Origin of the sequence: Bradyrhizobium sp. sGM-13, assembly GCF_018398875.1 — a bacterium.
GTDB lineage: Bacteria > Pseudomonadota > Alphaproteobacteria > Rhizobiales > Xanthobacteraceae > Bradyrhizobium.
The window spans coordinates 16,519-40,376 of record NZ_JAGWDK010000013.1; the positions used below are offsets into that span (position 1 = coordinate 16,519).

At 63.2% G+C, this 23,858-nt stretch carries 19 protein-coding genes; 11 read left to right on the forward strand and 8 right to left on the reverse strand.

Features of this window, described 5'->3' with window-relative positions; genetic code table 11:
- Positions 1 to 161 precede the first annotated feature (161 nt).
- From KJQ96_RS20715 to KJQ96_RS20730, 4 genes are read left to right on the forward strand one after another with little or no spacing between them, the layout of a single operon-like run.
- Positions 162 to 1,160 carry a MoxR family ATPase gene (locus tag KJQ96_RS20715; RefSeq protein WP_213288398.1) on the forward strand — a complete coding sequence of 333 codons (999 nt, stop codon included), beginning with the start codon at positions 162 to 164 and terminating at the stop codon, positions 1,158 to 1,160.
- On the forward strand, positions 1,160 to 2,104 hold the full coding sequence (locus KJQ96_RS20720; protein WP_213288399.1) for a DUF58 domain-containing protein: 945 nt from the start codon (positions 1,160 to 1,162) through the stop codon (positions 2,102 to 2,104). Before KJQ96_RS20715 ends, KJQ96_RS20720 begins: the two co-directional genes overlap by 1 nt.
- Positions 2,104 to 4,914: a DUF4159 domain-containing protein gene (locus KJQ96_RS20725; RefSeq protein ID WP_213288532.1), complete on the forward strand. Its 2,811-nt coding sequence runs from the start codon at positions 2,104 to 2,106 to the stop codon at positions 4,912 to 4,914. Before KJQ96_RS20720 ends, KJQ96_RS20725 begins: the two co-directional genes overlap by 1 nt.
- A 3-nt stretch (positions 4,915 to 4,917) precedes the next feature.
- A complete protein-coding gene (locus KJQ96_RS20730) occupies positions 4,918 to 6,981 on the forward strand; it encodes a hypothetical protein (protein WP_213288400.1) in 2,064 nt (687 codons plus the stop codon).
- Positions 6,982 to 7,108: 127 nt separating this feature from the next.
- Here KJQ96_RS20730 and zigA read toward each other — a convergent pair whose 3' ends face one another.
- On the reverse strand, positions 7,109 to 8,317 hold the full coding sequence (gene zigA, locus KJQ96_RS20735) for a zinc metallochaperone GTPase ZigA (protein ID WP_213288401.1): 1,209 nt from the start codon (positions 8,315 to 8,317) through the stop codon (positions 7,109 to 7,111).
- A gap of 317 nt (positions 8,318 to 8,634) precedes the next feature.
- Between zigA and KJQ96_RS20740 the strand changes: the two genes are divergently transcribed.
- The 3 genes from KJQ96_RS20740 (at position 8,635) to KJQ96_RS20750 (ending at position 13,484) form a co-directional block, all read left to right on the forward strand.
- Positions 8,635 to 9,057, forward strand: coding sequence for a DUF2946 family protein (locus tag KJQ96_RS20740; RefSeq protein ID WP_213288402.1), 423 nt, complete (start codon positions 8,635 to 8,637; stop codon positions 9,055 to 9,057).
- Positions 9,058 to 9,163: 106 nt separating this feature from the next.
- On the forward strand, positions 9,164 to 11,554 hold the full coding sequence (locus KJQ96_RS20745; protein WP_213288403.1) for a TonB-dependent receptor: 2,391 nt from the start codon (positions 9,164 to 9,166) through the stop codon (positions 11,552 to 11,554).
- 133 nt (positions 11,555 to 11,687) lie between these two features.
- Entirely contained in the window at positions 11,688 to 13,484 is a 1,797-nt protein-coding gene (locus KJQ96_RS20750; RefSeq protein WP_213288404.1) for a cation:proton antiporter, read from the forward strand.
- A gap of 30 nt (positions 13,485 to 13,514) precedes the next feature.
- Here KJQ96_RS20750 and KJQ96_RS20755 read toward each other — a convergent pair whose 3' ends face one another.
- From KJQ96_RS20755 to KJQ96_RS20765, 3 genes are all read right to left on the reverse strand, one after another.
- The gene (locus KJQ96_RS20755) at positions 13,515 to 14,027 is read right to left on the reverse strand and encodes a GNAT family N-acetyltransferase (RefSeq protein ID WP_213288405.1); all 513 of its coding nucleotides are present in this window, start codon (positions 14,025 to 14,027) and stop codon (positions 13,515 to 13,517) included.
- 69 nt (positions 14,028 to 14,096) lie between these two features.
- Positions 14,097 to 15,032, reverse strand: coding sequence for a glycosyltransferase family 2 protein (locus KJQ96_RS20760; protein WP_213288406.1), 936 nt, complete (start codon positions 15,030 to 15,032; stop codon positions 14,097 to 14,099).
- Positions 15,033 to 15,703: 671 nt separating this feature from the next.
- Entirely contained in the window at positions 15,704 to 16,192 is a 489-nt protein-coding gene (locus KJQ96_RS20765; protein ID WP_213288407.1) for an NUDIX domain-containing protein, read from the reverse strand.
- A gap of 95 nt (positions 16,193 to 16,287) precedes the next feature.
- Between KJQ96_RS20765 and KJQ96_RS20770 the strand changes: the two genes are divergently transcribed.
- On the forward strand, positions 16,288 to 17,178 hold the full coding sequence (locus KJQ96_RS20770) for a metallophosphoesterase (RefSeq protein WP_213288408.1): 891 nt from the start codon (positions 16,288 to 16,290) through the stop codon (positions 17,176 to 17,178).
- Here KJQ96_RS20770 and KJQ96_RS20775 read toward each other — a convergent pair.
- The 3 genes from KJQ96_RS20775 to KJQ96_RS20785 all read right to left on the reverse strand — a co-directional run bounded on the left by KJQ96_RS20775 (position 17,175) and on the right by KJQ96_RS20785 (position 19,896).
- A complete protein-coding gene (locus tag KJQ96_RS20775; RefSeq protein WP_213288409.1) occupies positions 17,175 to 17,729 on the reverse strand; it encodes a hypothetical protein in 555 nt (184 codons plus the stop codon). The genes KJQ96_RS20770 and KJQ96_RS20775 overlap by 4 nt on opposite strands.
- A gap of 246 nt (positions 17,730 to 17,975) precedes the next feature.
- Complete coding sequence (locus tag KJQ96_RS20780) at positions 17,976 to 18,185, reverse strand: hypothetical protein (RefSeq protein ID WP_028347002.1); 210 nt, start codon at positions 18,183 to 18,185, stop codon at positions 17,976 to 17,978.
- Positions 18,186 to 18,258: 73 nt separating this feature from the next.
- The gene (locus KJQ96_RS20785) at positions 18,259 to 19,896 is read right to left on the reverse strand and encodes an isocitrate lyase (RefSeq protein ID WP_213288410.1); all 1,638 of its coding nucleotides are present in this window, start codon (positions 19,894 to 19,896) and stop codon (positions 18,259 to 18,261) included.
- A gap of 186 nt (positions 19,897 to 20,082) precedes the next feature.
- Here KJQ96_RS20785 and KJQ96_RS20790 point away from each other — a divergent pair, with 186 nt between their 5' ends.
- From KJQ96_RS20790 to KJQ96_RS20800, 3 genes are all read left to right on the forward strand, one after another.
- The gene (locus tag KJQ96_RS20790) at positions 20,083 to 21,528 is read left to right on the forward strand and encodes a short-chain fatty acyl-CoA regulator family protein (RefSeq protein WP_213288411.1); all 1,446 of its coding nucleotides are present in this window, start codon (positions 20,083 to 20,085) and stop codon (positions 21,526 to 21,528) included.
- 502 nt (positions 21,529 to 22,030) lie between these two features.
- Positions 22,031 to 22,276 (forward strand): hypothetical protein, encoded by a 246-nt coding sequence (locus tag KJQ96_RS20795; protein ID WP_057841767.1) that lies wholly within the window; start codon positions 22,031 to 22,033, stop codon positions 22,274 to 22,276.
- A gap of 270 nt (positions 22,277 to 22,546) precedes the next feature.
- Positions 22,547 to 22,828, forward strand: a complete 282-nt coding sequence (locus KJQ96_RS20800; RefSeq protein WP_213288412.1) for a hypothetical protein — start codon at positions 22,547 to 22,549, stop codon at positions 22,826 to 22,828.
- Between the two features lie 169 nt (positions 22,829 to 22,997).
- Here KJQ96_RS20800 and KJQ96_RS20805 read toward each other — a convergent pair whose 3' ends face one another.
- Entirely contained in the window at positions 22,998 to 23,411 is a 414-nt protein-coding gene (locus KJQ96_RS20805) for a VOC family protein (RefSeq protein ID WP_309142445.1), read from the reverse strand.
- Positions 23,412 to 23,858 lie beyond the last annotated feature (447 nt).

Sequence of the window (23,858 nt, forward strand, 5' to 3'; positions counted from 1 at the left end):
CGCCATATCGTGATGCCGTTCATACCCCGAAATACCGATAATGTGGGGATAGTTTAATTCAAACGAATGCATGGCCTTTACGCGGGCTTAGCATGAGGTTCGTGGCATGACGACGCAACCAACGGCGTCATGAAGCGGTTAGGTTGTTGAAGGAGAAAGACATGGCGAGCGCAGACGGTGTCGAGAAACTCGAGGACGCGATCGTCCGGTCGGCCGAGCAGGTCGCCGGCCAGATCCGCGCCGCGAAGGAAGCGATCTCCACCGTCATCTTCGGCCAGGTACGGGTGATCGAAAACACACTGGTGACGATCCTGTCCGGCGGCCACGCGCTCTTGATCGGCGTTCCCGGCCTCGCCAAGACCAAGCTTGTCGAAACCTTGGGCATCACGCTCGGGCTGGATGCCAAGCGCATCCAGTTTACGCCTGACCTGATGCCGTCGGACATTCTGGGCGCCGAGGTGCTGGACGAGAGCAATTCCGGCAAGCGGTCGTTCCGTTTCATCTCCGGACCGGTGTTTGCGCAGCTCCTGATGGCCGACGAAATCAACCGCGCCAGCCCGCGGACGCAATCGGCGCTGCTGCAAGCCATGCAGGAACAGCACATCACCGTTGCAGGCGCGCGGCACGATCTCCCCAAGCCGTTCCACGTGCTCGCCACCCAAAACCCGCTGGAGCAGGAAGGCACCTACCCGCTGCCCGAGGCGCAGCTCGACCGCTTCCTGATGGAAATCGACGTCGATTATCCCGATCGCGACGCCGAACGCCGCATCCTGTTCGAGACCACGGGCGCGGAAGAGACGCTTGCCAAGGCTTCGATGGACGCGGAAACCCTGATCGCGGCGCAGCGGCTGGTACGCCGCCTGCCGGTCGGCGACAGCGTCGTTGAGGCGATCCTGTCGCTGGTACGCGCCGCACGTCCCAACGAAGACGGCGGCGACAAGCTGATCGCCTGGGGACCGGGCCCGCGCGCCAGCCAATCGCTGATGCTGGCAGTCCGTGCCCGCGCCTTGCTCGACGGCCGCCTTGCGCCCTCAATCGACGACGTGCTCGATCTCGCCGAACCCGTTCTCAAGCACCGCATGGCGCTGACCTTCTCGGCGCGCGCGGAAGGCCGCACCATTCCCGACGTAATCAGACAATTGAAGACGCGGATTGGTTGATGGCCGCAGAGACCAGCCACGAGAGCAGGGAGATTGTTGCGATCCGACGTGCCGATGGCGAAAGCCGAACGCTCGCCGCATCGCTGCCCCGTCTCGTGCTCGATGCCCGCCGCATCGCTGCCAACGTCATCCACGGCCTGCACGGCAGGCGTCGCGCCGGCGCCGGCGAGAGCTTTTGGCAATATCGCCGCTTCGTCTCGGGCGAGCCGTCGCAGAACGTCGACTGGCGGCGCTCGGCGCGCGACGATCATCTCTATGTCCGCGAGCAGGAATGGGAGGCTGCGCATACGATCTGGCTGTGGCCCGACCGTTCGCCGTCGATGGCATTTGCTTCCAAGGGTGCCCGCGACTCCAAGCTGGAGCGTGGCCTGATCGTGACATTTGCGCTCGCCGAACTTCTGGTTTCGGGCGGAGAGCGCGTCGGCATTCCCGGCCTGATGACCCCGACCGCAAGCCGCAACGTGATCGACAAAATGGCGCAGGCGATGCTCCATGACGATGCGGTGCGCGCCAGCCTGCCGCCCTCCTTCGTGCCGTCGGCACTGGCGGAAATTGTCGTGCTGTCCGACTTCTGGTCGCCGATGAGCGAAATCAGGACGATGCTCGCCGGGCTTTCGGCCTCCGGCGCCCATGGCACGCTGATCCAGGTCGTCGATCCTGCCGAAGAGACCTTTCCTTACGCCGGCCGCATCGAGTTCGTCGAGCCGGAAGGTTTTGGCGTCATCACCGCCGGCCGCGCCGAGAGCTGGGCCAGCGACTATGTCGCGCGCGTCACGCTGCATCGCGACGAGATCCGCAGTGAGACCAACAGGCTCGACTGGCTGTTCTCGACCCACACCACCAGCCGGTCCGCCGCCGAACTGCTGCTGTTCCTGCATTCCGGCATGATGGCAGTCAAGGGAAGCGTGCGCGGCTCAACGGTCAAGGCGGGGCGCAGCGCATGATGGCGGGCATCCCCCTAAGCTTTGCGCAGCCGCTGCTTCTGCTGGGCCTGTTGAGCCTGCCGGTGCTGTGGTGGCTGTTGCGCGTGATGCCGCCGCGGCCGAGACGGATCGAATTTCCGCCGACGCGGCTGTTGTTCGACATCAGGCCCAGGGAAGAAACCCCGTCGCGGACGCCGTGGTGGCTGACGGCGCTGCGTCTTGCTGCCGCGGCGCTGGTCATCCTTGCCGCCGCAGGCCCGATCTGGAATCCGCAGACCGGGGTCGGCGGCAGCAACGCGCCGCTGGTGATTCTGCTCGACGACGGCTGGAGCGCGGCGGCAAGCTGGGACACCCGGATCAAGGCTGCTGACGAATTGATCGCCAATGCCGACAACGACCGCCGCGGCGTGGCACTGGTTCCGCTCTCCGAAACCGCACGCGACATCACGCTGATGCCGGCCGGTACCGCACGCGTCGCGCTGCGCCAGATCGCACCAAAGCCGCATTCGATCGACCGCGTCGACACGCTTGGCGCGCTCGATCGCTTCCTGAAGGCCACCGGCGATGCCGAGATCGCGTGGTTGTCCGACGGCGTCGATACCGGGCGCGGCGCCGAATTCGTCGAGAATCTCGCCAAGACCATCGGCGAGCGCAAGCTGACGGTGTTCGAGGGCGGCGCGCCGCCGGCGCAGGCGTTGGTCGCGGCCGAAAACGCCGCGGCGAAGATGACCGTCAAAGTGCTGCGCACCACCGGCGGCATCGCAGCCGGCGTGGTCCGAGCGACCGACGCCAAGGGTTCGCCGATCGGCGAGGCGCGCTACGCTTTCGGCATGCAGGACCGCGAAAGCGAAGCGGCGTTCGATCTGCCGGTCGAACTGCGCAACGACATTTCGCGGCTAGAAATTTCGGGTGAACGATCGGCCGGCGCCGTGCAGTTGCTCGACAAGCGATGGCGGCGGCGCGCCGTCGGCGTCGTCACCGGCGCGACCAGCGATACCGCCCAACCGCTATTGGCATCGACCTTCTACCTTACTCGCGCCCTGTCGCCATTCGCCGACGTGCGGCTCGGCGACCGCGGCGCGCCGCAACAGGTGATCGCGCAATTCCTCGATCAGCGGCTGCCGATGATCGTGCTCGCCGATGTCGGCACGCTGTCGCCCGAAATCCGTGAGCGGCTGAACGCATGGATCGATCAGGGCGGCGTGCTGGTGCGTTTCGCAGGTCCCCGCCTGGCGCAGGCCGATGACGATCTGGTGCCGGTAAAACTGCGTCGCGGCGGCCGCGTCCTCGGCGGCAGCCTGACCTGGGAAAAGCCGCAGCATCTGGCGTCCTTCGCCGCCGACGCTCCGTTCGCGGGCCTCGCAGTGCCCAAGGATGTCACCGTGAACCGGCAGGTGCTGGCCGAGCCCGATGCGGTGCTCGCCACCAAGACCTGGGCGTCGCTGGAAGACGGCACGCCGCTAGTGACCGGCGAGCATCGCGGCAGGGGCATTATCAGCCTGTTCCATGTCGGCGCCGACTCGCGCTGGTCTGACTTGCCGATGTCCGGCAGCTTCGTCGAGATGCTGCGGCGGCTGGTTGACATGTCCGGCTATACCACGAAGCCCGGGGCTGGCGTTGCGAGCGAGGCGACCAACGTCGAGACGGTGGCGCCACTGCGCACACTCGATGGTTTCGGCGCCTTCGGGCCACCGCCCTCGACCGCCAAGCCGATGCCCGCGGATTATCGCGATCGCGCCACAGCAGAACATCCACCGGGCTTCTACGGCCCGGCCGATGGCCCGATCGCGGTCAACACTCTGGCCTCGGCCGATCGCATCGCGCCGCTCGATACATCCTCGTTGCGCGCGCAGCGCGCCAGCTACACCAATGCCGAACCGCGCGATTTGCGCGGCATCCTGCTGTCGTCGTCGCTGGTGCTGTTCCTGATCGACGCGGTCGTGGTCGCGATGCTGGGCGCGGGCCTTGCCGCTCTGTGGGGGCGGCGCACGGCGGCGGCCTCCGTTCTATTGGCCTTGATCCTGGTCGCGGCCTCGACGGTGCCTTCGCCGACGCGCGCTCAGGGCAACGATGAATTCGCCATCAAGTCGGTGTCGCAGACGCGGCTTGCTTATGTCGTCACCGGAAATGCCGACGTCGATTCCATCGTCAAGGCGGGCATGGCCGGACTGACGCTGTTCCTGGCGCAGCGGACAGCGCTGGAGGCCGGCGATCCCGTCGGCATCGATCCCGCAAAGGACGAACTGGCGTTTTTCCCGCTGATCTACTGGCCGGTGGTACCGGGCGCGCCGAAGCCGCCGCAGGACGCCATCAACCGCATAGACGCCTATATGAAACAGGGCGGCACGGTCCTGTTCGATACCCGCGACGCCGTCGAGGCGCCGCCGGGCGAGAACGGCGCGTCGCAGACCTCGGGCATGCGCACCTTGCGCGAGATTCTCTCCTCCCTCGACGTGCCTGAACTGGAGCCGGTGCCGCGCGAGCACGTGTTGACCAAGACGTTTTATCTACTCCGCGACTTTCCCGGCCGCTTCACCTCGGGCCAGACCTGGGTCGAGACTCTGCCGCGCGAGGATGAAGACGATACGGCCTCCCGTCCGGCGCGCGGCGGCGACGGCGTCTCGCCCATCATCATTACCTCGAACGATCTCGCCGGCGCCTGGGCGCATCGACCGGACGGCCAGCCAATGCTGCCGCTGACGCCGAACGAGCCGCGCCAGCGCGAGTTTGCCTTCCGCTCCGGCGTCAACATCGTGATGTACACATTGACCGGCAACTACAAGGCCGACCAGGTCCACGCGCCCGCCCTGATCGAACGGTTGGGGCAATAGGCCATGAACTACGGCATCGCGTTCACCCCCCTCGTTCCGGCAATCGTGCTCTGGATCGCGCTGGCCGCGATCGTCGCGATTTCTGCGCTATTGCTGCTCGGCCGCGCGCGTGGCGCCGCGGTGCGCGTCGCGGCGCTGGCGCTGATCCTGCTGGCGCTCGCCAACCCCTCCTTCACCCGCGAGGAGCGCGAGCCGTTATCATCCGTCGCCGCCGTCGTGATCGACAAGAGCCCGAGCCAGAATTTCGGCACCCGCAACCAAGAGACCGCCAAGGCGCAGGAGGCGCTGGTCGATACGCTGAAGAAGACAAAGGGACTGGAAGTCCGCGTCGTCGAGGCTGGACAGGCCGACGGCGAGACCGACGGCACAAAACTGTTCGGCGCGCTGTCCTCGGCGCTATCAGACGTTCCGGTCGACCGCGTCGCCGGCGCGTTCCTGATCACCGATGGCCGGGTCCACGACATTCCCGCCAATGCCGCGGCCCTCGGCTTCCAGGCGCCGGTGCATGCACTCATCACCGGCCGCAAGGACGAGCGCGATCGCCGCATCGCAATTTCGGCCGCGCCGCGTTTCGGTATCGTCGGAAAACCGCAGACCATCACCTACCGGCTCGACGATCAGGGCGTTACCGGCCAGCGCGCCAAGATCGTGGTGCGCCGCGACGGCGAGGTGATCAATGAGCGCAACCTCTCGAGCGGCCAGACCGCCAATGTCGAGGTCGACATCAAGCATGCCGGCCCGAACATCGTCGAGATCGAGGCTTCGCCGCTCGAGAACGAACTGACTCCGGTCAACAACCGCGCCGTGGTCGCGATCGAGGGCGTGCGCGACAAGCTCCGAGTGCTGCTGGTATCAGGCGAGCCGCATTCCGGCGAACGCACCTGGCGCAATTTGCTGAAGTCGGACGCCAGCATCGACTTGGTGCATTTCACGATTCTGCGACCGCCGGAAAAACAGGACGGCACGCCGATCAACGAATTGTCGCTGATCGCGTTTCCGACGCGCGAGTTGTTCCAGCAGAGGATCAACGATTTTCACCTGATCATCTTCGACCGTTACGCCCGCCAAGGCGTGCTGCCGATTGCCTATTTCGACAACATGGCGCGCTATGTCCGCGCCGGCGGTGCGGTGCTGGTATCGGCCGGCCCCGACTACGCCTCCACCACCAGTATCTGGCGCACGCCGCTGGATACGGTGCTGCCGGCCGAGCCCGTTGGCGTCACCGAGAAGCCGTTCTACGCGCATCTGAGCGACGCAGGTAAGCGTCATCCGGTGACGCGCGGCCTCGAAGGCTCCGCCAGCGAGCCGCCACGCTGGAGCCGCTTCTTCCGCACCGTCGATACGCGCAACGCGATCGGGTCCCCCGTAATGACCGGCGCCGACGGCAAGCCGTTGCTGCTGCTGTCGCGCTTCGGCGAGGGCCGCGTGGCACTTCTGTTGTCGGATCACATCTGGCTGTGGGCGCGCGGCTATGAGGGCGGCGGCCCGCATCTGGATCTGCTGCGGCGGATGTCGCACTGGCTGATGAAGCAGCCTGATCTCGACGAAGAAGCGCTGCGCCTTCAAATCCAGGGCAAGGACCTCGTGGTGCTGCGCCAGACCATGGCCGATAACGTGCCGCCGGTAACGGTGACCTCGCCGAGCGGCGCCACCAAGGAGCTGACGCTGACCGCAAGCGAGCCCGGCACCTGGCGCGCGACCATTCCCGCCAACGAGCTCGGGCTGTGGCAGGCAACCGACGGCGCATTGAAAGCGCTGATCAATGTCGGGCCGACCAACCCGAAGGAATTTTCGGAAGTCACCTCGACGACCGAAATGCTGAAGCCATTGGCGCAGGCTACCGGCGGCGATGCCCGCCGCGTCGCGGATGGCGGAAGCGTCGACCTGCCCCGCGTCGTGCCGGTACGCGCCTCCGGCATCTTCCACGGCGACGGCTGGATGGGCGTCAAGATGCGCGACGCCAGCGTCGTCAAGGGCGTCGGCGTGCTGCCGATGTTTGCGGGACTGGTCGGGCTATTGCTGTTGCTCGGCGCGTTCGCCGCGACCTGGGTGCGCGAGGGGCGCTAACGGCATGCCCGCCTCGCCGATGCGCCCTCGATCATGATGCGATTTCGTAGAATCGCATCATGATCTCATCTCTTTGTTTGAGCATGATCTTTTCGGAAAACCGCTTCGCACTTTTCCGGATCATGCTCTAGGCAGCCTCGTCCGCGCGCCTCCACCTCGGAAATGGATCGGCAAGCCCGGACCATTCCGCAACGCGCATTCCCGGTTTTCCTGAAACAAGGCACGCATCGAGACGCGCCGTAATCGCGTCCTGATCCATATTCGTGCCGATGAAGACGATCTCCTGGCGGCGATCGCCATACATCTCGCTCCAGTTCCTCTTGAGCGATTGTCGCCAGAACGGATCGTCCGGCCAGCGATCTGCCGGCACATTCGCCCACCAGAAGCCCAGCCCTTCGGTGCGGACGATCGCACCGGCCTGGCTCAATTCGCCGAGCCATTGCGGGCGAGTGGCGATCCAGAAATGTCCCTTGGCGCGGATGACGCCAGGCCAGCTTTCTTTCAGGAATTGGTGAAATTTCGCAGGCTCGAACGGCCGTCGCGCGCGATAGACGAAGTTCTTGACGCCGTATTCCTCGGTCTCCGGCGTATGGTCTGCAAAGCCATAAAGCTCCTTGAACCATAGCGGGTGTTGCTGCGCGCGCTCGAAATCGAAGCGACCGGTATTGAGAATGCGCTCCAGCGGCGCATTGGAGAAATTGGTTTCGATGATATCGGCCTCGGGATTCAGAGACCGGATAATCATTCGGGCGGAGTCCCGTTCTCCCTGTGACGCCGCATCGATCTTGTTGAGTACGATCACATCGGCAAATTCGATCTGCTCGACCAAGAGATCCACCAGTGTGCGCCGATCGGTTTCACCGAGCGACTCGCCGCGATCCGCCAGAAAAACGGTAGAGGAATAGTTCTTCAGCAGATTGACGGCATCGACGACCGTGACCATCGTGTCAAGGCTTGCCACATCGGACAGGCTTTCGCCGTCTTCGGACCGGAAATCGAAGGTTGCCGCGACCGGCAGCGGTTCCGAGATGCCGGTGGATTCGATCAGCAGATAGTCGAACCGTTCGCTCTCGGCGAGCGCCCGCACTTCCTTCAACAAATCATCGCGCAGCGTGCAGCAGATGCAGCCATTGGTCATCTCGACCAGCTTTTCGTCAGTCCGCGAGAGGTTCGCACCGCCATCGCGGACGAGGTCTGCGTCGATGTTGACTTCGCTCATGTCGTTCACAATCACCGCAACCTTCAGGCCCTGGCGATTGTTGAGCACGTGATTCATCAAAGTTGTCTTTCCAGCCCCGAGGAAGCCGGACAAGACGGTGACGGGGAGTTTTCGCATGGAGATCGAAAAGCCTCTTGAGCTCACGGGGCCCCAACCGGGGAGGAAGACGCATGCAAGGGACCCCGTTGGTGACGGATTATGTTATGTTATAACATAACAACGTAAGACCGAGAGGTTGTCAATTGGCATAACGGACGCGATGCGCGGGGCAAAAGCGCCGATGTTGCGCGAATCTCACACTTGGCGGAATTGTCGGGGCTCCGGAAAGACGGCAGCCCGGTGTCGATTGACACTCCGCGGTGTTCGCGACGTTATAATGTAACATTGGGGCGGCGACATGCCAGAGCCGTCCGGGGGACAAGGCGTCAATCGTCGTGAACTGGTTCCGAAAGCACCTCAAGCACGGCTCGCGGCTGGCGCTGTTTGCGCTCGCGATCCAGTTTGCGCTGTCGTGCGGGCATTTTCACGCGGCAGCCACGCAGCAGGCCCCGCCAGCCGTTCAAAGCGGGCTGACCGACGCCAATCTTGCGATCGCCACATCCGTTGCCGCACAAGATGCGCACCCCGAAGCCGCACGGCCGCAGCAGCCTGCGGGCCACGATGACGACCAGCACACGGCCAATGTCTGCGCGGTCTGCGCCGTCCTCTCCCTGGCCAACAATTTCCTGTTCATCACGCCGCCCGTGCTGGAGTTGCCGGGGGCTGTCGAACTTCTGTACCTGGTCACCGGCGCTGAATTCGCGCATCTCGGTTCGTCCTATCTCGCGTTCCAGTCTCGCGCACCGCCCGCCTCCTGACGCCGATTGAATCAATGCACTCCCCAAGGGATTGCCGCGTCAGGCGCGGTTCCTGAGGGAAAATCGGAATCGTCCGTCGCACATCGGCGGAATCAGGATCGGGATAATGATATTCAAGAAGAATCGTGCGTTCCACATCGGTGGGGCTAGCTGGCTATTGCTGTGCGCGGCAGGCAACGGCGCAATGGCGCAGGGCGCGGCGTCGCCAACCGCATCGACACCTCTGCCCGAAATTACCGTGACGGCGCCGAGCCCGATCGTGCGGCGCAAACCCGCGCCCGTGCGAACGCCGGCGCGCGTCACCCGCGCAGCGCCCGGCCAGACCCGCGAGCGCGCGCCAGAACCACCGGCTGCGCCTGTCGCGGCCGCGCCGCAACAGGGCGTGCTGCCGATCGTCACCGATCAATTCGCAACCGTCACCGTCGTGCCCAACGAGGAGATCCGCCGCCAAGGCACCGCCCAGCTTGGCGATCTCCTGTTTTCGAAGCCCGGCATTACCGGCTCGACCTTCGCGCCGGGAGCCTCGAGCCGACCGATCATCCGGGGCCTCGACGTCAATCGCGTCGGCATCCTCGAGAACGGTACCAACGCTGGTGGCGCCTCCGATCTCGGCGAAGACCATTTCGTGCCGGTCGATCCGCTAGCGACAAACCAGGTCGAAGTCATCCGCGGTCCGGCGGCGATGCGGTACGGATCAACATCGATCGGCGGCGTCGTCAGCGCAACCAACAATCGCATCCCTGACGCCTTGCCTTCATGCACGGCAGCACCCTTCCAGACTTACGGGCTGCCGGCGAAGGCGCCGCTTGCAAACGTGGGGTCACCTTCGTGCGTCACTGTCGAAACCCGAACGGCCGTCAGTTCCGTCGACCGGGGTGTCGATGGCGGCATCCTGATTGATGCCGGCGGCGGCAATTTCGCGTTCCACGCCGATGCCTATGGCCGCAAGGCCAGCGATTACAGCATTCCGAGCTATCCGTACTTGTTCGACCAGACCCGCCCGGTCAACGGCCGACAGCCCAATTCGGCGATGCAGGCGGCTGGTGCATCGATTGGCGGCTCCTACATCTTCGATGGCGGATTTATCGGCGCGGCGATTACGCAGAATGACACGCTCTATCGGATTCCGGGCATCGACGGCGCCGATCACCAGACCCGCATCGACGCGCGTCAGACCAAATTCACGGCCAAGGGCGAATACAGGCCGGACGCGGCGGCAATCGACGCAGTACGTTTCTGGGCGGGCGCGACCAATTACAAGCACGACGAGATCGGTCTTGCAGATCCCGCCGACTTGTCGTCCGCCGGCGTGCGGCAAACCTTTACCAACAAGGAGCAGGAAGGGCGCGTCGAGGTGCAGATGGCGCCGTTCAACGCGCGCTTTGCCGCTGTTACGACCGCCTTCGGCCTGCAGGCGGGGCATCAGGAACTGACGGCATCAAGCCCGGACGATCCGGGCAGTCCGCTCAACGGGTTGTTTGATCCTAACAAGAATAACAGGGCCGCCGGCTACGTCTTCAACGAGTTGAAGTTCACTGACTCAACCAAGGCGCAGATCGCGGGCCGTATCGAGCATGTCAGCCTCAGCGGAACGACGCCGGCATTTGTTCCGGAGCTGTTCGACCTCAATGCCAATCCCGGCGATATAGGCCCGCCCACGGCGCGCAATCTAAGCTTCACGCCGAAGAGCGCGAGCATCGGCTTGATCCAGGATCTTCCAGGTCAACTGGTCGCAAGCATCACCGCTCAATACGTCGAGCGCGCGCCGAAGCCGGCGGAATTGTTTTCGCGCGGACCGCACGATGCGACCGCCACGTTCGATATCGGCGATCCCAATCTCGGCATCGAAACCGCCAAATCGATCGAGATCGGGTTACGACGCGCCACTGGCCCGTTCCGATTCGAAGTAACTGCGTACTACACCAAATTCAATGGCTTCATTTTCCGTCGTCTCACCGGCAACACCTGCGAGGACGTCGCTTGCGTCGGTCCTGCGGACCCGGCTTTTCCCCTTGAGTTGAACCAGGCGATCTATTCGCAGCGCGACGCCACTTTCCGCGGCGGCGAGTTCCAAAGCCAGTTGGATGTCGGGCCGCTCTACGGCGGCATCTGGGGCATCGAAAACCAGTTCGATGTCGTGCGCGCAACCTTCAACGACGGCACCAATGTCCCGCGCATCCCACCCGTGCGCGTGGGCGGCGGCCTGTTCTGGCGTGATGCCAACTGGCTGACGCGGATCAACCTGCTGCACGCCTTCGCCCAGAACGATATCGCCCCGATCGGCGAGACGCCGACCGCGGGTTATAACCTGCTGAAGGCTGAGGTCAGCTACAGGACGAAGCTCGATCCAACCTGGTTCGGCGCGCGGGAAATGCTGGTTGGGCTCGTCGGCAACAACCTCTTAAACGAGAACATCCGCAATTCGGCGTCGTTCAACAAGGATGAGGTCTTATTGCCGGGCATTGGCGTGCGCGCATTTGCCAACCTGAAGTTCTAGAGCGCGGGCGGTGCGGCTTCCCAGGGGTGGCGTTAGCTGGTGCCACCAGCTAACGTTCATTTGGAATGACGGTGGATACCGCGCGTATTCATCGTCATGTTCCAGCCCGTGGAAGCAAATGCACAACCGCTAGATGACTGCGCCTATCAATATTCCCGTCTACAGCGACGCGCTCGTTCTGCTCGGCACCGCGGGCGTCATCATTCCCTTGGTGCGGCGGTTCGGCCTCAATCCCGTTCTCGGCTATCTAGGCGCCGGCGCGATCCTGGGCCCTCTCGGATTAGGATCGTTCATCGATAGTTTTCCGCTTCTCTACTGGTTCACGGTCGTCGATCCCAAAAACGTCTCCGGCATTGCGAATCTCGGAGTTGTGTTCCTGCTCTTCCTCATCGGCATGGAGCTATCTTACGATCGATTGAAGGCAATGCGCCGCCTGATATTTGGGTTAGGCAGCTTGCAGATCGTACTCTCCACCGTGGCAATCGGCGCGGCCGCGGCCCTTGTCGGCAACAAAGCTCCGGTAGCGCTGATCCTCGGCGCCTGCCTTGCCCTATCCTCGACAGCCATTGTCGTCGAGATCCTTTCCAGGCAACGGCGACTCAGCACAAGCGCAGGCCGGGCAAGCTTCGCGACGCTGCTCGCGCAAGACCTGGCAGTCGCCCCTCTCCTGCTTTTTATCTCCATTTTTGGCGCGGGCGAGTCCGGTTCGGTCGTTGCGACGCTCGTTCTCGCACTTACCAACGCTGCCGTCGCGCTCGCAGTAATCGTCATCGTCGGCCGCGTCGTAATGCGACCGCTGTTCCGTCTGGTGGCATCAGTGGGCATGAGCGACCTGTTCGTCGCCACGACGCTGTTCGTGATCGTCGCAACGGGAGTGGCTGCCGCCGTGGCTGGCTTTTCCATGGCGCTCGGCGCCTTTGTCGCCGGACTGCTGCTTGCCGAAACGGAATTCCGCAAGGCGATCGAGACCGCCATCGATCCGTTCAAGGGCCTTCTGCTTGGCCTGTTCTTCTTCACGGTCGGCATGAATATCGATTTCCGCGAGCTCGCCCGCGACCCGGTCTGGCTGATTGCGGGTGCGGCCGGGCTGATCGCGGTAAAGGCCCTCATCCTCATCTTCCTGGCGCGAATGTTTCGCCTCTCATGGCCGGCCTCTATCGAAGTCGGGCTGCTGCTGGGTCCCGGCGGCGAGTTCGCTTTAGTCGGGATCGGAATGGCGACGACGCTTGGTCTGATCGACGCCAGCATATCGAGCTTCACGGTCGCGCTGACCTCGCTGACCATGATGCTTACCCCGGCGTTGTCTCATGTCGCGCGGCGGCTGGCGCCGATGTTGCGCGAAGACAAGCCGCTTGACCCCGAGCTTGCGGTGGCGCCGAGCGGCGGGAGCGGCCATGCCATTGTCGTCGGACACGGCCGGGTGGGACAGGTCGTCTGCGCGATGCTGGACCGGCACCAGTTCAAGTACATTGCGGTCGACAATGATGCCGCGGCCGTCCCCGAGCAGCGAAGACAGGGGCGTACCGTCTTTTACGGTGACGCAACAAACCCGGAGTTTCTGAAGAGCTGCGGCCTGATGGACGCCGCCGCCGTCATCGTCACGATCAACCAACCTGAAGGCATCGACGAAATTGTCACGCAGGTCCGCGCGCTGAGGAAAGACATGCTGGTGGTTTCGCGCGCCCGCGACGCCGACCACGCGCGGCATCTCTACCAGATCGGCGTTACCGACGCGGTGCCGGAGACCATCGAGGCAAGCTTGCTGTTGTCGGAAGCTGCCCTGATCGGGCTCGGGGTGGCGATGGGTCATGTCGTCGCCAGCATCCACGAGAAGCGCGAGGAGTTCCGGCACGAATTGCAGAAGGCCGCAGGAGGCGCAGGGGCCGCGCCGGTTCGGACGACCGGCACCAAAAGGCGTCGATTTTTCTGACCCCGCGACGGCGGCCGCGCGCCAACGGCCCTACCGCGCCTTGCTCCAGTCCGGCCGGATATTGCCGGATACGCCGTCGAACGCGCCCTCGACCAGTTCCGCCACCAACAGACGGCTGTAATCTACGGGGCCCGGCATGGTCACCCGTCCCTTCGGTATCACCTTGAAGCCGACGCGGCTGTAATAGGGTTCGTCGCCGACCAGAATGACCAAACGATGGCGCTTGGCCTTGGCATCCCGCAGCGAACGATCGAGCAGCATACGGCCGACGCCGCGGCTGCGAAACGGCGGCTCGACCGTCAACGGTCCGAGCATCAGGGCCGGCGTATCGCCGATGCAGATCGGCAACTGGCGCACCGAGCCGACCAGCAACGTGCCGATCCGCGCCGTGAACGAGAGGTCCAGCAGGTGATCGACATGCTCGCGCAGGCGATAGGCGCTCAGCACGAAACGGCCGGGACCGAACGTGCGCTCGTGCAGCCGTTCGATCGCCTGAGCGTCCTTCGGTGTTTCGGCCAGGATGGTGACGTCAAGTTCGCTCATGATGGAGCGCGGGATAGCATCTGGCGACGGCGCGGTCCATCGCTGGAAGACGGCAATCCCTGTATTGCCTCAATCGCTGACACGGGCGGGCTGGGACAAATAGGCCAGGAGCTTCATCTCGCGGCGGCCGCGCGTCACCGTATCCAGCACCAGCCCCGAGCTGACCGACAGCACCGCCACGATCATCAGGCCCATCGACAGCACCGCCGTCGGTAACCGTGGAACGATGCCTTCCTCGAGATAGGTGACAATCACCGGGATCGCGAGGCCGATCGAGACCAGCGTCAGAAAGATGCCGATCACCGTGAAGAACCGCAGCGGTTTTTCCGACCGGTACAACTTCAGGATGGTGCCGAGGATCCGGAAACCATCGCGCCAGGTGTTGAGCTTGCTGAACGATCCCTCGGGCCGGGCGTAATACGGCGTCTCGACTTCCATCACCGGCAGCGCCAGTTCGAGCGCGTGAACGCTGAGCTCGGTTTCGATCTCAAAACCGTCGGACAGCACCGGGAAGGATTTGACGAAGCGACGCGAGAAGACGCGATAGCCGGAAAGGATATCGTTGAATGCTTGACCGAACACGTTGGAAAGGAAGCTCGTCAGCATCCAGTTGCCGGTGCGGTGGCCGGGCCGGTAGGCCGCGACTGATTGGTCGACGCGAAAGCCCACCACCATGTCGAGGTGGTCTTTGACCAGCACATCGATCATGCGCGGCGCGCTCGGCGCATCATAGGTGGCGTCGCCATCGACCAGTACATAGACGTCGGCATCGATGTCGGCGAACATGCGCCGCACCACATGCCCCTTGCCCTGGCGGCGCTCGCTGCGCACGATGGCGCCGGCTGCGCGCGCGACCTCGATGGTGCGGTCTCTGGAATTGTTGTCGTAGACGAAAATCTGAGCCGTCGGCAACGCCTTGCGGAAATCCGAGACCACGGTAGCGACCGCGGCTTCCTCATTGAAGCACGGCACCAGAACCGCGATCCGCAGCGCTGGTGTCGTCATCGCTCGCTCACCGAATCAAGTCTGTCCATGGCGCGTCATATCGCAATCAGGCGTTGGCCGGCTGTCGGCGGCTCGTTCGTGGCGCAAATCGAGCATTGCGAACAGCAGGGGGTCCAGAGAGAAAGCTTGTCGACCGGAATGATATAATTTGGCGTAAAAATCGGACGGGTCATGAAGAAAATCAGGTTTACCGCGACCAGGAAGGGGGCGACCTATCTGGCGCGGCTCTGATCGAAACGCCAGCGCCGGGCAGTCCAGGCGGCCCAGATCGCCAGCAAGGTGAATTGAGCGTCAACGAGACAGCTCAAGAGTACCGCTTAGATTCAGCTCGGACGGAGCGACGTCAACGCCACCATAGGTGGTCGAGAACGAACTACCTGCATTGATCGCACCGCGCAGAGCGGTATCACCTGAAATCCACTCGGAAACAACGCCAACGCAAATCCGGTCCCCAGAGAGTATTGCAGGGCGCGTTTGTTCGTCTTCGCATTCAGTCAAAGAAGCTGATTTCCTTCAGCTTGCCGGAGAGGAAACGATCGTCGTCGCGTTTGATGTCGGCATTGAACCCGTCCCGACCGTATTCTGGAACAGATGCGCCTGCCGCAGATAGCAGATGTCGTCATAGACACCGCGGCTTTCGCTCCAACGCGAAATGCTCCAGACGTTGCTAGTCAGCGCCAGGTCGCAGTCCGCGCCGCACCGTCGAGCACTTCGGCGATCCGGAGCCGTGTGCCCCTGGTCGTCTCCGCCGGCAGCGCTCCTGCCGCATAGAACCCGCACTCGACGATCTCGTGGTTGGCCTCCGGCAGGCGGTCCTGCCGGAACTGCCTGACGACATAGACCGCGACATGGTCGCGGCGGGAAACATGGCCGTTGAAGAACAGGCCGTGCAGGACCGGCTCTCCGGCCAATTCGATCCGCCCCTCTTCCACCAGCTCTCTTCGCAAGGCTTCGAGAAAGGTTTCGCCGACCTCGACCCCGCCGCCCGGTAGGTGCCAGCCGGCGACATAGCTGTGCCTGACCAGGAACACCTTGTCGTCGCCATCGAGCACGACGCCGCGAACCCCGAGCGTCATGCCGCGGGCCATCCGCCAATAGAGATGAAAGGCCTGCCGCAATTGCGGCTCCAGACGCTTTCGCAAGTGCTGCAGCGCTGTCACGCCAACCTCGGATGGACAGTTATCACGTTTGATCCTTATATCGCCGGCATGATGGTGCGACGGCTCTATATCACAGAGAATGCGGCGGAGCGCGAATGACCGATATCTTCACGCTGGCGCATCTGTCGGACCCGCATCTGCCGCCGCTGCCCGCGGCGCGGCTGCGCGATCTCGCGGGCAAACGTGCGCTCGGCTATTTCAATTGGACGCGCAACCGCCATAAATATCACCGCCGCGAGGTGCTGGACGCACTGGTTGCCGATATGCAGGCGCAGCGGCCGGACCACATCGCGGTGACCGGCGATCTCGTCAACCTGGCTCTGGAGGCGGAATTCACCCCGGCCCAGGCCTGGCTCGAAAGCGTTGGCACGCCGCAACAGGTGACCGTCGTTCCCGGCAATCACGACGCGTATGTGCGGGCGACGCGGCATCATTTCACTGGCGCGTTCGAGCAATATCTGCGCGGCGATGCCGCGACGGACGGAGCGTCGTTTCCGTTCGTGCGCCGGCGCGGCCCGCTGGTGCTGATCGGGGTCTCCTCGGCGGTGCCGACGCTGCCATTGATGGCAACCGGCCGGCTCGGCCGCGCGCAGCTCGATGCGCTCGACCGCCAGCTTGCCCAGTTGCCGCCGGACGAGGCATTCCGGGTGTTGCTGGTCCACCACCCCCTGCAATCGAGTTCGCGGATGAAGCGGTTGACCGACTCGAAGGCGCTGCGCGCCGTGCTGAAGCGGCGCGGCGCGGAACTGGTCCTGCACGGCCATGACCACATCCATTCGACGATGTGGCTTGAAGGCGCCGGCCACCAGATCCCCGCGGTTGGCGTGCCCTCGGCATCGGCGCTGGCGCACCGGCATTATCCGGCCGCTGCCTACAACCTGTTTTCGATCACGCGCGACGGCGGCAAATGGCGCTGCGTGCAGACCGTGCGCGCCGTCGATGCCGACTTCCGTGTCAAGCAGATCAAGCAGGCGACGCTGCTTTAAAAGTTCTTCAGGCTCGCATACAGCGCCAATCCGAACAGCGCCACCGCGCCCAGCACGAAGCCGAGCACGAACATGCCCAGGCCGCGGCGGCGCGGTTTCTTTTCCACAACAGGTTCGGCCACGGGCATTGTCACCATCGCATGCTCGCGCTCGACCATGCGGCGGGCGACATAGCCGGTGACGGCATCGACGATGACGGGCACCTCATGCGACTCGGCAAGCACGATGCGGCCGAAGCGCGTATCCTGCACGAAGCGGTAGATGCGCTTGTCGCGTCCCATCACGATATGCGCAACCACGTCGATCCACAGCCGCGGCGTTTCGCCCTGGCTGACACCGCGATCGAACAAGTCGACTTGCTCCGGCACCTCCGCGAACAGCGGATCGAGCGCCTCGTTCAGGATCTCGAGCCGGGCGACCTCGGCATCGCGCAGTTCGACCACGACGCCGGTCCGATCGGCGGCCTCGATCCGGGCCTGGCGAAGCGCGTCGCGCAGCCGGGTCGGTCGCATGTCGCGGGCTTCGTTGCCGGTATTTTGCGCGTTTGACATCGGGAGCCGCCTTTATCCTGCAGGGGGTTGGCGGGATTAACCTAGCAGCAACTATGTTGCGCGCAAAGGCTGTTTAGTTGCAATGGGTTAGCGATCCACTGGCTTTCGAGTGCGCGGCGATACCCCCACCCCGGCTCTCCCCCGCAAGCGGGAGAGGGGGAGTTGAGCGCAAAACGGCCCCAGCCGGAATTCCGGATGGGGCCGCCTGTCCTTGGACGTTTCTTCTGATAGATCGGCAGCAGCCGGTCAGGCCGAGACGCGCGAGGGCTCTTCGACGATCGAGAAGCGTACGCCGGCTTTGTGGCGGCTCTCTTCCGAGACCTCCTTCCAGCACTCCTCGGCTTCCTTGCGGGTCTTGAACGGGCCTCTGACCTGGGCCGAGCCTTCGACGAGCTTGTGGAAGTTCATCGAGCCGAACTCGCCGCCGATCACCCAGAAATTGCTGCCTTTGGTCATCTTCGTCTCCTGTTGTCCGAGTAGCGTGATCAGTCTGGAATCCGGCTAGGCCCCAGACTGATCAATTCCAGCGTTAGCCGAACTGGTTCATCGTGTTGTGGGCCCCGCCCGCCTTCAGAGCGGCTTCACCCGCGAAATATTCCTTGTGATCGTCGCCGATATCGGAGCCGGCCATGTTCTGATGCTTGACGCAGGCGATACCCTGACGGATCTCCTGGCGCTGAACGTTCTTCACATAGCCCAGCATGCCCTGCTCGCCGAAATACTCCCTCGCGAGATTATCAGTCGACAAAGCTGCCGTGTGATAGGTCGGCAACGTGATCAGATGGTGGAAGATGCCAGCACGCTTTGCTGAATCGGCCTGGAAGGTGCGGATGCGTTCGTCGGCTTCAATGGCCAGCGGCGTATCGTCGTATTCCGGCTTCATCAGGTCGGCTCGGTTGTACTTGCTGACATCCTTGCCGGCTTCCTTCATCGCATCGTACACCTGCCAACGGAAGTTGAGCGTCCAGTTGAATGACGGCGAGTTGTTGTAGGCCAGTTTCGCGTTTGGAATGACCTCGCGAATGCGGTCAACCATCTTGGCGATCTGCTCGATATGCGGCTTCTCGGTCTCGATCCACAGCAGGTCGGCACCGTTCTGCAGCGAGGTGATGCAGTCGAGCACGCAGCGATCTTCGCCAGTGCCGGCACGGAACTGATAGAGATTGCTGGCAAGCCGCTTCGGACGCATCATCTTGCCGTTGCGGTTGATGATGACATCGCCATTCTTGGCATTGGCCGCTGTCACTTCCTCGCAATCCAGGAAGCTGTTGTACTGATCGCCGAGGTCGCCGGGCTTGTGGCTCACGGCAATCTGCTGCGTGAGACCGGCACCCAGCGAGTCGGTGCGGGTCACGATGATGCCGTCTTCGACGCCCAATTCGAGGAAGGCATGGCGGCAGGCCCGGATCTTCGCCAGGAACACCTCGTGCGGCACGGTCACCTTGCCGTCCTGGTGGCCGCACTGCTTTTCGTCGGAGACCTGATTCTCGATCTGCAGCGCGCACGCACCTGCTTCGATCATCTTCTTGGCGAGCAGGTAGGTTGCCTCGGCATTGCCGAAGCCGGCGTCGATGTCGGCGACGACGGGCACGACATGGGTCTGGAAGTTGTCGATCTTTTCGATCAGCGCCTTTTCCTTCGTCTTGTCGCCTTCCTTGCGGGCCGCATCGAGCGCGCGGAAGATATCGTTGAGCTCGCGGGAATCCGCCTGACGGAGGAAGGTGTAGAGCTCTTCGATCAGGGCCGGCACCGAGGTCTTCTCGTGCATCGACTGATCAGGAAGCGGTCCGAACTCGGAGCGAAGCGCGGCGATCATCCAGCCGGAGAGGTACAGATAGCGGCGATCGGTCGTGCCGAAATGCTTCTTGACCGAAATCAGCTTCTGCTGCGCGATGAAGCCATGCCAGCAACCCAGCGATTGGGTGTATTTGGTGGGATCGGCGTCATAGGCAGCCATATCGCTGCGCATCAGCGCCGCGGTGTACCGGGCGACGTCCAGGCCCGTCTTGAAGCGGTTCTGCAGACGCATGCGCGCCACGGCTTCGGCGGTGACGCCATTCCAGGTCGGCTGGGCCTTAAGGAGCGCCTCAGCAGCTTTAATCTCGCTCAGATAGGAAGCCGGTCCCTGGATAGTCCGGTCACTGATTCCACGTGGCTGGTAGTTCATGTGCGTAATCCTTGTCTTCCACTGTCTTCGATCGACATTGTTGACAGTGCATTGCGAAACGTCCTGAGAGCTAAACGCGGAAAAGAGAAATCCGTATAGATGCCTTGTCTTTTATTAGTGATGTCATGTAACATATGAACTTGTAGCAGATGTCATTTTGTAAAATTTGTCACATCCAGGACTCCCATGGCCACCGAATCCGGAAAAAAACTCTTCGTTGGCCCGCGTTTCCGGCGGATCCGCCAGCAGCTCGGGCTGTCGCAAACCCAGATTGCGGAGGGGCTCGGGATTTCGCCGAGCTACATCAACCTGATCGAGCGGAACCAGCGCCCGGTAACGGCGCAGATCCTGTTGCGGCTCGCCGAAACCTATGATCTGGACCTGCGCGATCTCGCCACCGCCGACGAGGACCGCTTTTTTGCCGAGCTGAATGAGATTTTTTCCGATCCGCTGTTCCGCCAGATCGACCTGCCGAAGCAGGAACTGCGCGACCTCGCCGAACTCTGCCCGGGCGTGACCCATTCGCTGCAGCGCCTCTACGCCGCCTATACCGAGGCCCGCCGCGGCGAGACGCTGGTGGCGGCCCAGATGGCCGACCGCAATGAGGGTGCCCGCTTCGAGGCCAACCCGATCGAGCGCGTGCGCGACCTGATCGAAGCCAACCGCAATTATTTTCCGGAGCTCGAACAGGCCGCGGAAAATTTGCGCGACGAACTCCACGCCTCCGCCGAGGAACTGTTTGCCGCGCTCTCGGCGCGCTTGCGCGAAAAGCATTCGATCGTCACCCGCATCATGCCGGTCGACGTCATGCGTGAGACGCTGCGGCGGTTCGACCGCCATCGCCGGCAGCTTCTGATTTCCGAACTGGTCGACAGCTCGGGTCGGGCCTTCCAGCTCGCGCTGCAGATTGGGCTCGCCGAATGCGGCGCATCCATCGACGCCATCGTGAACCGCGCCGGCCCGCTCGATGATACGCCGCGGCGGCTCTACCGGATTACGCTGGCGAACTACTTCGCCGCCGCCGTCATGATGCCCTATCAGCCGTTCCACACCGCTGCGGAAAACCTGAACTACGACGTGCACGTGCTGGCGCAGCGCTTCAATGCCGGCTTCGAGCAGGTGTGCCATCGACTCACCACGCTGCAGCGGCCGAATGCGCGCGGCGTGCCGTTCTTCCTGCTGCGCGTCGACAATGCCGGCAATGTCTCCAAGCGATTCTCCTCCGGCACGTTTCCGTTCTCGAAGTTCGGCGGCACTTGCCCGCTTTGGAACGTGCATTCGACCTTCGACACACCGGACCGCCTGCTCAAGCAGGTGATCGAACTGCCCGACGGCACGCGTTATTTTTCCATCGCGCAGATGGTGCGCCGCCCGATCGCGCCGCACCCGCAGCCGCAGCCGCGCTTTGCGATCGGCTTGGGCTGCGAAATCCGTCATGCCTCGAAGCTGATCTACGCCGCCGGGATGGATCTGGAGAAGGCGGAGGGCACGCCGATCGGCGTCAACTGCCGGCTCTGCGAACGCGAAAACTGCAGCCAGCGCGCCGAGCCGCCGATCACGCGGACGCTGATCCTGGACGAGAACACGCGGCGGGTGTCGTCGTTCGCGTTCTCGAATGCGCGGGAGTTGTGAGGGCCGAGCTCTCTCGTGCCGTCGTCCCTGCGACGCAGGGATCTATAGCCACCGGCGGACGTTGTGAGAGGCGCTGTAGCCACGGCCTGGCAGAACATGAACATTTGTGGTTATGGGTCCCTGCGTTCGCAGGGACGACGGATGGATATGCGTTCGCATTCCTGCGACGCACCGCGCGCCCAGGCTTTGCTTGAATTCTTCACCCCCGAAATTAGAGGGCGCAGGGAAGGCCGGGTGCTGGCTGGCACCCGCGGTCTCGTGTGCAATAAGCGCTAAGGAACGCACATACAGGTATCAGCCGAAACAACCGACCTTCCCTTACGCGCAGCACCCCGCACCGCCGCCTGCGTACGAAAAATCGCCGTCGCGGGATCGTGTGGTTGCCCGGAAGATGAAGGGATGTTCATCAGCATTGCGCCGGCTGCGACCGCAGGCGGGAAAAAGTGGAACACCACCGCGAGCGCGGCGTTTGCTTGGCTTCCTACAACAGGAGAGACCTCCAATGCTGAAGACCTTGATTACCGTTTCGACCGTGCTGCTCACCACGGCTGCGTTTGCGCAGGGCACGAAGTCTCCGGGTTCGTCCGAATACGCCCCGGGACAGAAGATGCAGAAGAGCAAGACTTCGACCGCACCGGGTGCATCGGAATATGCGCCGGGACATCAGAAGAAGACGGCGAAGGGCCATTCGGAAAGCGCGCCCGGCAAGCAGACGACAACCGGATCCGCTACGAAGAAGAAATACTAGTCCTACTCCAACAGCGGCCTGGCATCGATGCCGGGCCGTTTTGCGTGCGCGTCTCCACAGGCTCGATCTTTCTGCAGGTCTCGCGTCATTGGCGCAGTGCGATGCATCAATGGACCGCTTTCTCTCACCGGAAAGCCGCATCTGTGTCCCGCTGGTGACGATCACATTTAAAACGTGGGTATTCCGCAATTTTGCGATGGAACGGCCAAGCCGATTCGCTAGTTTGAGAGTAGCGATTCTCAGAACTCGCAAATGGATGCAGGACCGATGTTGCGACTCGCCAAGCTGATGAACCCGTTCGAAATCGCCCAAGACCGGGTCACCCAAGACCGGATCACCCACGACCGGCCGCAGCCGATCGAACGCAAGGTGATCAATCGCGCCGCCCGTTCCACGCCGGTCTGCGCCGCCTGCGGTTCCGACGACATCATCTGCCATGCCACGGCGCAATGGAGCAACGAAGCGCAGGAATGGCAGCTCGCCAACACGTTCAACCAGCCGGCGCGCTGCAACACCTGTCACACCGACTGCAACCTGGTGTGGCTGAACTAGGTGGCAGTAAAACTGTTTGTAGCCCGCATGAGCCGACGGATCGCATGAACGCGCGCTCGGTGACAGGCTCCGCGATATGCGGGACCCGTAGAATCCCGGATATCGCTTCCGCCTACGCTCGTTGAGCTACGGCGGACAAGTCGCTCATCCGGGCTACTCCAGCACGCCGCTAGATCTCCGCATACACCTCCAGCAAATTCCCATCCGGGTCCCTGAAGAACAGCGTGCGATGGCCGAAGGGCTGGTTGGTCGGCGGCTCGAGCAGATCGACGCCGTGCCGCACCAGCTCGTCGGCGCAGCGATCGACGTCATCAGCGGCAACCTTGAACGCGAGCTGCAGCGAAGCGCTCCCCGTGGGCGTCGGCGCATCCTTCGCCGTCCGGCCCGGCCGCGCCAGCGCGAGCGTGTTGCCCCCGATCTGATATTCGATCCATCCCGCCGATAGCTCGCGCGTTAGCGGAAAGCACAGGACGCCCTCATAGAAGCGGCGCATCGCCGCCATGTCGCGCACGAAGATGACGGTGTAGTCGACGGCGCGGATGGAGTGGAAGGGGGATGGGGTGGATGGCTGCGGTTCGTTCACGAGCGTTTCCACAATGAGACGTTGCGTACGGACATTGGCATCCGTTCAGGTTCGATATTGATATCGCGACAGGGGCGATGTCTGCATCGCGGCACTCAGAGTCTCGCCGGTCAGAGCGCCCTTCAAGCGACAGGATTCCCGCTTTTGGCGCCGATGCATCGTCGGCTTAACGGAGGCGGGTTTTCGGATTCTAGTCATACACGCTAGAAGAGCATATATCCTCGGCCACGTGTAGCCCGCATGAGCGTTGCGACATGCGGGAACCAGAAGGAAGCTCCGGATGGCGCCTCGCTCACCCGGAGCTGCGCCCGCTGCGCAAGCGAAATGGCGCAAAAGGCCGGAAGGAAAGGAAGCTGCTTACAAGGCTCCGACGAAAAAGCTGGTGGCGTTTCGGCTATCCGGCCAGTTGATCGAGAAGTACATGGCAGTCGCGGATCGATCAGGATT

What these genes read in the sequence shown, in the direction of transcription:
- KJQ96_RS20760 (WP_213288406.1), bottom strand. Translation starts at nt 15,032, where the DNA reads ATGACGACACCAGCGCTGCGGATCGCGGTTCTGGTGCCGTGCTTCAAT.
- zigA (WP_213288401.1), bottom strand. Translation starts at nt 8,317, where the DNA reads ATGCGAAAACTCCCCGTCACCGTCTTGTCCGGCTTCCTCGGGGCTGGA.
- KJQ96_RS20770 (WP_213288408.1), top strand. Translation starts at nt 16,288, where the DNA reads ATGACCGATATCTTCACGCTGGCGCATCTGTCGGACCCGCATCTGCCG.
- KJQ96_RS20785 (WP_213288410.1), bottom strand. Translation starts at nt 19,896, where the DNA reads ATGAACTACCAGCCACGTGGAATCAGTGACCGGACTATCCAGGGACCG.
- KJQ96_RS20745 (WP_213288403.1), top strand. Translation starts at nt 9,164, where the DNA reads ATGATATTCAAGAAGAATCGTGCGTTCCACATCGGTGGGGCTAGCTGG.
- KJQ96_RS20730 (WP_213288400.1), top strand. Translation starts at nt 4,918, where the DNA reads ATGAACTACGGCATCGCGTTCACCCCCCTCGTTCCGGCAATCGTGCTC.
- KJQ96_RS20750 (WP_213288404.1), top strand. Translation starts at nt 11,688, where the DNA reads ATGACTGCGCCTATCAATATTCCCGTCTACAGCGACGCGCTCGTTCTG.
- KJQ96_RS20795 (WP_057841767.1), top strand. Translation starts at nt 22,031, where the DNA reads ATGCTGAAGACCTTGATTACCGTTTCGACCGTGCTGCTCACCACGGCT.
- KJQ96_RS20720 (WP_213288399.1), top strand. Translation starts at nt 1,160, where the DNA reads ATGGCCGCAGAGACCAGCCACGAGAGCAGGGAGATTGTTGCGATCCGA.
- KJQ96_RS20715 (WP_213288398.1), top strand. Translation starts at nt 162, where the DNA reads ATGGCGAGCGCAGACGGTGTCGAGAAACTCGAGGACGCGATCGTCCGG.
- KJQ96_RS20790 (WP_213288411.1), top strand. Translation starts at nt 20,083, where the DNA reads ATGGCCACCGAATCCGGAAAAAAACTCTTCGTTGGCCCGCGTTTCCGG.
- KJQ96_RS20725 (WP_213288532.1), top strand. Translation starts at nt 2,104, where the DNA reads ATGGCGGGCATCCCCCTAAGCTTTGCGCAGCCGCTGCTTCTGCTGGGC.
- KJQ96_RS20755 (WP_213288405.1), bottom strand. Translation starts at nt 14,027, where the DNA reads ATGAGCGAACTTGACGTCACCATCCTGGCCGAAACACCGAAGGACGCT.
- KJQ96_RS20775 (WP_213288409.1), bottom strand. Translation starts at nt 17,729, where the DNA reads ATGTCAAACGCGCAAAATACCGGCAACGAAGCCCGCGACATGCGACCG.
- KJQ96_RS20780 (WP_028347002.1), bottom strand. Translation starts at nt 18,185, where the DNA reads ATGACCAAAGGCAGCAATTTCTGGGTGATCGGCGGCGAGTTCGGCTCG.